The organism is Psychrobacillus syltrankelensis, from assembly GCF_055454035.1.
Window position 1 is genome coordinate 1,717,615 of the sequence record NZ_CM144227.1, and the last position, 12,036, is coordinate 1,729,650.

Genomic DNA, 12,036 nt, shown 5'->3' on the forward strand with positions numbered 1-12,036 from the left:
CACTAAAGACAAATACCTCCTACACTTAAATCAGTATAGGAGGTATTATTGGTTGTAAAGAATCTTGAAATGTAGTCAGTTATCAGAATAGTGTAGAATTGTTTCTGTCACAGGGACACGTCCCTAGCAATCTTAACCCTACGCTTAGCTTTAGTAGACCAAATGACAATTGGAATGAGCAATAATGACAGTACACCTCCGGCTAGTGAGAGGGTCGCGTAACTAGTTTGTGCCGCTACAATTCCAGAAAATACACCTCCAGAAGCACCAGCAAGTGCAACCAAGACATCCACCGTTCCCTGTGTCTTTGCGCGAGTAGATGGTTCCGTAGAATCCACGATAAGGGCTGTGCTACTAATCATACCAATGTTCCACCCTAGCCCGAGCAGAGAAAGTGCGATGATAAGTACAAGCAAGGAATCGCCTGGAGCCGCAGCTGCAACTATTCCAGCAGCAAGTAAAGTAGCGCCTGAAGCAATTGTCATGACAACTCTCCCTAACTTGTCAACAAGCATACCCGTCAATAATGACGGTAAATACATCGCAGCAATATGGAAACCAATCACCATCCCAATATCATTTAAATCATGACCGTGATGCCCCATATGCACAGGCGTCATCGTCATAATCCCAACCATGACAATCTGGGTAATAACCATCACAGTTGCACCCAAAAAGATACCTCTTTGGTTTACTTGCGTCAGGTCGGAATTTGTTTCTAAAGAATTGGTAACACTCTTTTCCTTTAGATTGGTCATAGCTTTTGAAACGTTTAAAGGATCCGGACGCAATAATATCAGAAGTACCAAACCGGCAACTATATACGCAGCTGCCCCCAATATAAATGGTCCAGCTAGTGCAGGAACACCGATTGAGGTTGCAAACTTACCCATCACCCCAACCAAGTTCGGACCTGCAAAAGCACCGAAAGTAGTGGAAACCATTGCAATACTTATAGCTGTTCCCCGTTGTTTCGAATTTGCTAAATCCGTCCCTGCATAGCGAGCTTGTAAGTTTGTAGCCGAACCCGCTCCATAAATCAGCAGTGAAGCAAAAAGCAAGAAAATATTATCACTTAATGCGGCAATCACGACGCCGATTGCCCCAAGTCCTCCGGCTAAAAATCCTGTAGCAAGCCCTGAGCGGCGGCCGTATCGCTGCGACAACTTACCAACTATTAATGCTGCTCCCGCAGATCCAAACGTTAACAACGCAACTGGCACTCCAGCAAAGCTGTCGGATCCGAGCATATCCTTTGCGAGAAGAGCCCCAACTGTAATACCTGCTGCAAGTCCCGCTCCTCCGAAAATTTGTGAAATGACCACAATCCATAAAGTCCGTCGGTACAGACTCTGCAGTTTTTCAGGTGAATCTATGTATTTCTGTATCAAATCTGACTGAATTTCAAGGCCATCTGATTCGTTCTGTTTCTGTGACATAAGTATCTCCTTTTTTCAAAGTTTTATTTGTAGAGTACCTACTAACGTTTTAGCAAAATACGCTTTTACCCATTCAATTACGTCTTTTAATGCTCTGTTTGCTAATCATGTTGTTCACTCATTCTCTTTATCCTATTACATAACTTTTAACTTTAACAGAGTATTATTCAAATTTTTCTAGCTATAACCTTACAGAAAGAGGACTATATCCACCTCCTCCTAACATTAGCGAAGCTTTTTAGAGGACCAAAAAAACAAGGTGCACAAAACACCTTTTTTTTCTTCCATTTTTCGCATAATTGTATCTTCATTTGAATTGTAGCTAATTTACCACAGAGACGCTTCACATTTTCCTAGAGCAGGTATATTAATAATATTTAAGAGTGAATTGTCGTTTATTGTCAGAATAGTGTAGAATTGTTTCTTACACAGGGAGGCGTTTTTAGGGACGAGTTTTCCACGTTCTGGTTTTGAAGTTTCAGCATAAAATAAAGTCATTTTCCTGGACAACACTTTATTAAATAGTAGTTAATTGTCGGAATAGTGTATAATTATTACTGACCCAAGGATGCGTTTTTATTGGATTAACGGGACAATCTAGGCCGGAAAGACGAGTGTAGATTACAGGAAATGTCTGCCAACTTGAGGGCGGTTTTCCAAGTCTACCCCTCATTGAACTTACCAATATAATGCGGTAAAGTATAATAGAGTTCTTTATACTTATTTTGTCGAAATAATGCTAGTATTAAAGTAACTTTTTATCCATTTTTAAGACAAAAAACGACTACAAACAACTTTTAGTTTAGTTTATATATTATTCGTAAAAGCGTTAGGAGGAGAACAGGAATATGACGGAACCGTACTACATTATAGAATCTAAGAGAATGTGCATAGAGGCAGGAATGGATCCGAATGTTGTATCCAGTCCAAAAAAATTTTTGAGTGAAGCGGAATTTGAAAAAAAGAGAAAATCATATAGTGAAATACTGTCAGTTGTGCATTTTTTCTCGAATAAGCTACTGGATTCCTTGAAAGGTACCCCGATACTTGTGGTTGTTTCGGATGCGACTGGTTATCTTCTTGAAATTGAGGGAGATGAAACGATAAAGTCTACCATCGAACAATTTGGGATCAAATCTGGTAGCCTATTCACCCAAGAAGATACAGGTACGAATGTTATTAGTCTGTCTTTGCAATACAAGCATCCAATCAGTTTGATTGGTGAGCAACATTATCACACGTTTCTTCATGGCATTGCTTGTTATGGGACTGCATTTCATTATACTGATGATAATAACTTGCTTGGTAGTGTGTGCATTATGATGCCTATCCAGTTTCAGAATGCACTTTTTTTAACGATGCTAACCCAGGCGGTTGATTCCATTGAGAGAGAACTATTATTAAGGAAACAGAATAAAAAGCTTAATATTATGAATCAGATTATGTTAAGTAGAACTAGAAATGGGATTGTTATTACGGATGAGAATGGAATCACTACCGAGTTTAATAATTTTGCTCAAAAAATTTCGAATAACAGTAGAGAGTCAGTTGTGGGAAGAAATATATGTGAATCACCTCTAACGGGACACTATTTTAAAAAAGTTCTGGAGCAAGGAAAAATATATAATAATGAAGAATTGAAATTTAATGACGACGAGGGTAACCTCATTGTCTGCTTGTTCGATGCGCAGCCAATTTATAAAGAAGACAAAATGATAGGTGCCTTTGGTCAGTTTAGGGACATTTCCGATCGTTACTTACTGCAAGAGAAGTATAATTACTTGGCTTATCATGATGATTTAACAAATCTACCAAACAGACGATATATTAAAAAGGACTTAGAAGCCATTATAAAAGATCTGCACGCAAGACATCATCGGACTTTGGCTCTTTTATATATCGATCTGGATCGTTTTAAAATCATTAATGATAACTTTAATCATTCTTACGGGGATAAGTTCCTAATTGAGGTTAGCAAGCGTTTAAGTAGTTGTCTTGGGGAAAAGGATATACTTGGCCGAATGGGTGGCGATGAATTTGTTTTCTTACTGAAAGATTTTGTTGATCCTGAGTATGTCACGAAAAAAGCAAAAGAGATACTTCAACTGTTTGATAAACCATTTCATGTCGGGAAAAAAGAATTACATACGACAGTGAGTATTGGGGTTGCGATTTATCCCGATTACCCTATTTCAATGGATAATCTCATGGTCTACGCTGATAATGCGATGTATAAGGCAAAATCACAAGGGAAAAACCGCTATGTCGTTCATACTTCCGAATTATTAGATATTATGATGGAAGAATATATGCTCGAGGTCGATTTAAGAAAAGCATTGGAGGAGAATGAGTTTGTTCTCCATTATCAGCCACAAATTAATAACGAAAGCGGTAAATTGGTTGGATTCGAAGCGTTGATCCGTTGGCAGCATCCTACGTTAGGTCTAATACCACCAGGAAAGTTTATCAAACTTGCAGAAGAAAACGGATTGATCACCCAAATTGGAGAGTGGGTCATCGATGAGGCCTGTTCCCAAAACAAAAAATGGCATGATGCTGGAATGATACCAGTAAAAATTTCCGTTAATCTATCGACGCAGCAATTTCTTACCGGAAATCTCATACCATTTATGGAAGATGTATTGAAACGTACAGCTATCGATCCAGCCTATGTTGTCGTTGAGATTACCGAATATATGGCGATGGAGTACGACTACTCCATTCAAGTATTGGAACAGCTAAAAGCTCTCGGTATTGGCATCAGTATTGATGATTTTGGAACAGGTTATAGCTCATTCAATTATCTGAAAAATTTTCCGATAGATTATATTAAGATTGACAAATCCTTTGTGAGTGAATTAATGAACAATGAGAAGGATGCTGTAATTGTAAAAGCCATTATCACATTAGCACATAACCTTCATAAAGAGGTTATCGCAGAAGGTGTAGAAACAAAGGAGCAGCTTAATTTTCTAAAAAACTACCAGTGTGATATCTCACAGGGTTATTTCTTTAGCAAACCACTTCCAGCTGACGAAATTGAGAAAATCTATTTAGAACAACCTAGATCATAAAAGGAGTAGGACAGCATGAAAACCACTTCATCTATATTAGTAGCAAATTTTAAACATTGGGGAATCCATCATATTTTTGGCATTCCTGGAAAAGCAGTATCTCCTATATTATTCGAGATATTGTATCATAAGATGGAATTTGTATTAAGTAAACACGAAGCAGCCGCAGGGTTTGAAGCTTCCGGCTATGCGTTAATGAATCAGAAAATAGGGGTCGCAGTTGGTACGTCTGGACCCGGTGGGACTAACCTTCTTACTGCTGCTGGCCAGGCGAAAGCATCTAATCTTCCTCTATTAATTATCACAGGACACCCATCGATGAAAGATACTGGAAAAGCAATGGGCCAGGACTCCAGCATATTTGGTTCTGATCTTGTAGATATGTTCAAATCTGTTACGAAGTTCAGTGCGCGAATAGAAAGAGCAGATATGCTACAGCCTTTCCTACAGCATGCGCTTGAAAAAGCATTAACCGGTGTAAAAGGACCTGTGCATCTGTCCATTCCGTTTGATATTTTATTAGAAGAGATTGAACCATTCCAACTGGATTTACCAGTGTCTCATGATATGATTTCACCTAAAACAAGTGAAGTAATCGATAAGCTGAATATGGCCAAGCGTCCCCTTCTATTCCTAGGAAAAGGCGTTCATTCAAGTCGAGCGTACGAAGAAGTACAGCATCTTGCGGAGCATTGGAGCATTCCTGTCATTACAACACCAGGTGGAAAAGGGACATTTCCTTCCAATCATTCGCTGTCATTAGGGGCATTCGGTTTGGGAGGTACCATCGAAGCGACGGCATACTTACAGGAAAAGGTTGACCTACTACTAGTCATCGGTTCCAAACTAAGTGATATGTCCATCCCTGGTTTAACGGAAGCGATGTATCCGGAGCACATTGTTCACTTTGACTATGACCCAACCTTTATCGGGAAATCCATTCAAGTACCGACTACTCCTGTGCTTGGGGATATAAAAGCGAATCTTACAGCTATATTAAAGGATATACCAAAAACCGATAGCGAAACTTTTTTAAAACAAATCGAGCCAATTCCGCTTGAAGAAAATAATCCAGGAGAGCGCATGTCTGCAGTCCAAGTATTACGAGCGATGCGTTACGCACTCCCAAACGACTCGGTTATTTTTGGAGACGATGGGAGCCACTCTTTTTACGGAATTAAACACTTTGACATATACAAGCCGGGCACTTTCTTCTTTGATGATATATTCGGTGCGATGGGCAATGGAATTGGCTATGCCATCGGTGCAAAACTAGCAGCTCCTACAGAAACAATTGTATGCTTAGTTGGAGATGGATGTATGTTCATGCACGGTACGGAACTTTCCACGGCGTACAATTATAACTCCTCTGTACTGTTCATCGTGTTGAACAATGGACGATTGGATATGGTGGAAAAAGGAATGCAAAAAATGATTGGCACTTCTATAGGTGGCGTTTATGAGACTCCTCTTGATGTAGCTCGTTTTGCAGAATCAATGGGACTAGAAGCATACACTTGTTATAACCCATTTGATTTAAGTGATAGAATAATAGAGGCACTAAATAGAATTGAAAAAACAAACAAACCAATTGTGATTGAGGCATTGGTGGATGAAAACGAAATTCCACCAACTATGGGGAGGCAGTAAGATGGTAAATAACAAATCATACGAGTCCGGTATACAAGCAATGGAAGAATTATTTTCCGAAGAAGTTCGAAATGGCATGTCTGGGATAAAAAATATTTCCCCTGACTTTTGGGAGATGATTGTGTCCTTCGGATTTGGGGAACTTTACGGAAGAAACACACTTTCCCACGCACAACGGGAAGTGATCACTCTTACAACACTTATCACACAGGGAGCGTTCGATCAGCTGAAAGTTCACTTACAAGCAGCTCTTAACGTTGGGCTCTCCAAAGAAGAAATTGTCGAAATCATCATACATTGTGCCGGATATACCGGGTTTCCAAAAGCCGTTCAGGCAATGGGGATTGCTGGAGAGATTTTTAAGGAAACAGAGAAATAGTTTGTTTTATAAAGAAAGCAACCGAAGATTTTCAAGCGGTTGCTTTTTTCTTTTCTACAGAGACAAAAAAAGGAAAGAAAAAAGCGCAATCCTAATTGGACTACGCTTTCTTCTTTCCCTAAATAGGGAATACACTCGGAAAATTTGTTAATGTTGCTTAGTTAAACCGTTACTGACAATTTCATCATTCATCTCGTCAGTGCAGTTATGTCGTCTGATTCGGAACCATCAGACATTAAGGTGCACTTCCACAAAAAACTTTTCTTTCACTTGCAGATAAAATACGCTGGATCGAAACCTAAATATACCGGTTCCCGACGAGAGTACCTTTCGTCAGTAAAGCAAATTTTCCGCCAAGGCTGTGCAAATCATCCATTGGAGTCTCTTGTAAACTCATGGTTTACCAATCCCTTCCTACGGTAGTTCCGCCTTGTACTATTTATATACCCCACTTAAATATGATTAAACATCTTTTATTAAATTTATTCAAACTTTTTTATGTTAGTTTTGAAGAGGAAATCTGCTCAATCTTATTTGTAAAAAACTACTCACTTTATATTAGCGTTTACAATTGTAGTCAATTGTCAGAATTGTTTCTGACACAGGGACGCAATCACTGGTCAGTCTGGCAATAAAGTTCGCAAAAATAAGTAGGATTTAACGTTTCCCCGGTTATTCTGCGAATCTTTTCATTCCAATTATAAAGGGCACCTGGTTTAAAAAATTGATTTATAAGCATTTCTCCAGTTGCTTTTGTAAAAATTTCAGGTGATATGGAATTTTCTATATAACGAATTAATTGGGCAGCCATTAGCTCGCCAAGTAAGTAATTTTGGTAATAAACAGGTGCTAATGTAAAGTGAATCTTTGCAGCCCAGTCAGGTTGGTCAACCCGATCAGGTGGGGTTACTAATTGAACCTCACTAACAATGTTCCACCATAAAGAATTTAAATCTTGATCAGGATTCTCATATAATTCCTTTTCAAAGAAGACAAATGTAATAATCCATCTTACAACCACTAACATGGATAACTGTTGCAATTTTGCTAGTTCAGGTGTAATCCCTTGAAGCATTTTTTCGTCCATTTTTAGAAATTTGCGTAACCATCTTGGATCCTTCCCCATTTTACCAAATAACATGGCAATCGCTTCTGTTGTTAAGATATGACTGTTGGTTCGTAAGATAAATGGAAGCTCGGAATCAACGTATTTAAAATATGCAGCATGCCCAAATTCATGTAAATTTGTTTCCATCCAATAGGAATCTTCCTCAAGACTACATAGTACCCTGGCATCTCCTTCGCGGTCCATATCTAAACAGAAAGCTGTTGGGTTTTTCTTTTCGCGAGGAAACAAATCACTTTTTTCATACAAGTCTGAAACTTCCATTCCCATTGCTTGGAATGTATCTGTTGTAATCTGTAAGATATCTTTCCCACTATAGAAGGGATCCAAGTTAGTTGTATCTGAAGTCGGTGCTTCTTGAAAGAATGGATCTACATAATGCCAAGGGCGAATATCAGAAGGCGAGATTCCAAATTTAACTGCTAATCGTTCATCTAACTCTTTTTTCATAGAACGATATGCATTATCGGATTGATTAATTAAATCCTTAAACATAGAGAAGACTTCTTGTTGATCCAATTCTTGGAGTGCAAAGCTCATTTGGTAATGATTATCGTATCCTAGTAATCTAGCAGCCTCATTTCGCTTTCTTATAAGTTCAAGAAGATCCTTTTCGACAACCTTTCCCACCTCTTTACTTGCAAACCAGACCCTTTTACGAAGTTCCTGATCAGTACTGTTAATTAAGACCTCTCTAATCTCGTTAGCAGAAAACTTTTTTCCATCTACTTCCGGTGTAAAGGTATTAAACAACAGATTTAAGTCAGAAGAACGCTTTGACAAGTCCGCAAGTACTTCCTCCGGCAATAGTCTTTCTTTCATCCCATTTAGGAAAAGAAGTAGTTGGCGTTTCTCAATCTCAGTTACATTTTCATTTTCTAAATAATGCTTTGTTTCTTCATAGATATCTTTTCGAGAAAATAATAAGTTCAATTTAGTTTCCGCTTCACTTAGCTTATCTGCCCATTCGGGGTTACCGGTAGTTTGCGCCATCCAATAAGCTTCTGTTACATCACGCATCAATAATTGCATTTGATCATTAAACTCTTGTAAAAAGGTTTGTACGTTCTTTGCCATAATGATCTTTCCCTCCATCAATTTTCAGTTTCCATCCAAATCTGGTGAAAGTGAAAGCTAGTTGTTTTAGAAATTGGATTTGGAAGATATATCTAACGTAAACCAATCGGTTGGTTTTGTAAATGTAAATTTTGCGAATATTCAATCATATTACAACAAATCATTATTCCTTTAATTATTTTAGTTTGCTAATTATATGCTTCATCGATTGTAATTAGGAATTGCTGATTCAAAGTAGAACTAGTATCCATAAAGTAAACCCGTATCAGCTACAAAATTGCAGTGAGTTGTCAGAATCCCACAGAATTGTTTCCACCCCATGGAATATTCATTACACATATCTATTCGTCAATTGAGCGATGCCTTCTTATTTACTAGAATATTGTAGGGGTTTTCGAATTATGCGGAATCATTTCCAACCGGAAAGCATTATAAAAGTTCTTGATATCCGACAAATTTCCTTTCTTTATTTTAGTCAAATACATTAGTCGATGAAAAACCCCTGTTGTATATCCACCTGTAAATTCTGTATAACCCCATGTTGGGAACAAAGGTAAAGACTTATAATTAAATAAATAGCATAGGGATTATTTCCGTATCAAAGACAAATACTAGATAACGCCCACCTGACAGATGGGCGTTATTTAATGTTTCTTATTAATAGTAAATTGTAGTCCATTGTCAGAATTGTTTCTGACACAGGGACTATATTCACAGGGACTATATTCAATCTTCTTCTACTTCTTGTATATTCCAAGCAATACTGGCAGTAGGCTGCATTTGTCATTTCCAGTGTGGGCGGCAATAATTTCTTCAAGAATTCTCGATTGACAAACGGTGGTGGCGTTTTTGTTTCGTCGAAGTAGAACGGGAAAGAGCTGTATGGATACCACTCTAGTTGCTCTACCATCGGCTGTTTCGTATCAATGGGGTTACGATGTATGTAACTACTTACGGCAAGTAGTCCTATTCGTGATCTTACTTCTTTCGCGAAGTATCTTTTTTGATAAATTCTACCTATATGACCATAACGTTTGCCAAATGAATCACTATAACGCCTATTAATAACGCTCATAATTTTACTGAGTGGCTCGCCTTTTGTTTTAATTAGAATATGGTAATGGTTTGTCATGAAACAATACGCGAGAACAGTAAATGGATATTTATTGTGGACATGATAGAAAGCGCGTAGTAATTCGTCCATATCCTTTTTCGCACCAAATATTGGTCGTCGGTTGTTTCCTCGCATAATAACATGATAATACGAATTTGGATTAAGATTTCTTTTTCTTGTCATCACAACCTCTTACTTATCGCATTAACGTTGACTGCACGAGGGTGCTTTTCAATTTCCAGTTCAAGGCTTCGTCAATTGCGGCATCTGTTACTGATAAGTCACCCTCTATATCAGAAATTGTCCTTGCTAGACGGAAGATTTTCATCATGGATCGGCTACTTAACTTTTCCTCAAAACAAAAGTTAGCAACTCGATTCAATTGAAATTCAGAAAATGCTACTTTTTCTTCAAATAATTTGATTGGCACAATTGCGTTTGTATAATTAGCACCATAACGGACCCGTTGTGTTTCCCTAGCGTTTGCTACCTTTTGCCGGATTTTTTCAGAGGAATAACCAGAAGTTTGTTTCATTATTCCTTGGCTTTGTAACTCTAGAACAAAATCAATTCGATCAATGATGGGACCAGTAATTTTCAGCATATATTTTAACCGCATCTTATCGCTACAAGTACAATATTTTTCATTGGATCCATAATAACCACATGGACATGGGTTCGTAGCCGCAATTAAATTAATCGTCGCCGGAAAACGATTTGATTCCTCTACACGGTTTACAACTGCGACTCCAGATTCTAGCGGTTGCCGTAGCGTATCAATTACACGTCTTGGAAAATGACCAAGCTCGTCCAAAAATAGTACACCTCTATGCGCAAGTGACATCTCACCCGGTTTCGGGTAACGTCCTCCTCCAACAATAGCACCTTCAGATGTGGAATGATGTGGGTTTCTGAAGGGAGGTCGCGATGATAAATGCCTACCTATTTTTGCCATTTGGTAAATGCTGAAAACTTCCAATTTTTCCTCATTCGTCAACTCGGGTAGAATGGTATGAAATGCATTGGCAAGCAAGCTTTTACCACATCCGGGAGGTCCAGTCATCAATACATGATGACCACCGGCAGCAGCTAAGGTAAGGGCTCGCTTAGGCTGCTCATGGCCACGAATGGCAGAAAAGCAGACATGTGGCATCTCATTATGTTCTTCTGTAATTAGTTCCGGGATTATCAATTCCACCTCTTCTTCAAATAGAGATAGTTTACCACGTAAATGGTTGAGCAAATCCTTCATATGTGGAACACGTATTAATTCAACTTCTGTCGTTTCTAAAAATAGGGATATATCGATAGGCGGGATATAAATTTGTTTAAACCCAAGCAAAATAGCTTGGTGTATGGTGGGAATCATACTGTGGAATGTAGTCAAATGGCCATCTAATGTGAGTGCTGCAATAAAACAGGTTTTCTCTGGGATTTGTATGGGGTACTTGGACATCGCTTGCAATACAGCTAACAACATAGCTGCATCATACGACGTGCCTTGCTTTTTCACATCTGCAGGTGATAACAAAATCGTAATTTTCTTCATGTCGGTATCTTCTCCAAGCGAATGTAAACAATTCAAAATTCGATCTTTTGATTCTTTTATCGAAGCATCTGGCAGACCAATGATTATACACTGTTCTTTATCATCACGAACTGTCGCTTCAACGCGAATAATTTGTCCATTCAAGCCTTGCATACCAACACTGTACACATGATTGAATATTTTTACTCCCTACTTTCTATTTATATTCTTTATACAATCTTATTATAAACTACCAAACTATAATTTTCAAAATATTAAATCTCCTTAGACGAAAATAACTTCATACGTTTAAGGAGACATTTGTAGAAATGGGTACTCCTGTGTCCCTATTTTCATACCTTTATAGGCAGATATTTGTGAGGACGGAAACTCCAGTGTGGCTGTATCAGTCGCAATTTTCCCCAAATCGTGGCTGGCACAGGCACACGTTTTTGGAAAAATCCCCACTTTTTCAACAGTGGGGTCGTAATTTCATGAGATTCTGCGAAGGGATCTCACATTTATAAAATTGACTTATTACTATCTATTTAAACTGGTAAATTACTGTTACGAATAGTGCCCTCTAAACAATACTATAGTAAATTGTAGCCTATTGTCAGAATATTTTAGAATTGTTTCTAACACAGGG

General features: G+C 38.3%; 7 protein-coding genes. 3 read left to right on the plus strand and 4 right to left on the minus strand.

Features of this window, described 5'->3' with window-relative positions; all coding sequences use genetic code 11:
- Window positions 1–107 precede the first annotated feature (107 nt).
- The gene (locus ACTSKG_RS08420) at window positions 108–1,439 is read right to left on the minus strand and encodes an MFS transporter (RefSeq protein WP_464757735.1); all 1,332 of its coding nucleotides are present in this window, start codon (window positions 1,437–1,439) and stop codon (window positions 108–110) included.
- 848 nt (window positions 1,440–2,287) lie between these two features.
- Here ACTSKG_RS08420 and ACTSKG_RS08425 point away from each other — a divergent pair.
- The 3 genes from ACTSKG_RS08425 to ACTSKG_RS08435 are packed head-to-tail and all read left to right on the plus strand — an operon-like array spanning window position 2,288 to window position 6,542.
- Complete coding sequence (locus ACTSKG_RS08425; RefSeq protein WP_464757736.1) at window positions 2,288–4,513, plus strand: EAL domain-containing protein; 2,226 nt, start codon at window positions 2,288–2,290, stop codon at window positions 4,511–4,513.
- A 15-nt stretch (window positions 4,514–4,528) separates the two neighbouring features.
- Window positions 4,529–6,163: a thiamine pyrophosphate-binding protein gene (locus tag ACTSKG_RS08430; protein ID WP_464757737.1), complete on the plus strand. Its 1,635-nt coding sequence runs from the start codon at window positions 4,529–4,531 to the stop codon at window positions 6,161–6,163.
- A gap of 1 nt (window position 6,164) precedes the next feature.
- Complete coding sequence (locus ACTSKG_RS08435; RefSeq protein ID WP_464757738.1) at window positions 6,165–6,542, plus strand: carboxymuconolactone decarboxylase family protein; 378 nt, start codon at window positions 6,165–6,167, stop codon at window positions 6,540–6,542.
- Window positions 6,543–7,155: 613 nt separating this feature from the next.
- Here the strand turns inward: ACTSKG_RS08435 and ACTSKG_RS08440 are convergent.
- From ACTSKG_RS08440 to ACTSKG_RS08450, 3 genes are all read right to left on the minus strand, one after another.
- Window positions 7,156–8,745 carry a M2 family metallopeptidase gene (locus ACTSKG_RS08440; protein ID WP_464757739.1) on the minus strand — a complete coding sequence of 530 codons (1,590 nt, stop codon included), beginning with the start codon at window positions 8,743–8,745 and terminating at the stop codon, window positions 7,156–7,158.
- A gap of 640 nt (window positions 8,746–9,385) precedes the next feature.
- The gene (locus ACTSKG_RS08445; protein ID WP_464757740.1) at window positions 9,386–10,042 is read right to left on the minus strand and encodes a transposase; all 657 of its coding nucleotides are present in this window, start codon (window positions 10,040–10,042) and stop codon (window positions 9,386–9,388) included.
- A gap of 13 nt (window positions 10,043–10,055) precedes the next feature.
- A complete protein-coding gene (locus tag ACTSKG_RS08450) occupies window positions 10,056–11,576 on the minus strand; it encodes a YifB family Mg chelatase-like AAA ATPase (RefSeq protein ID WP_464757741.1) in 1,521 nt (506 codons plus the stop codon).
- Window positions 11,577–12,036: the final 460 nt, after the last annotated feature.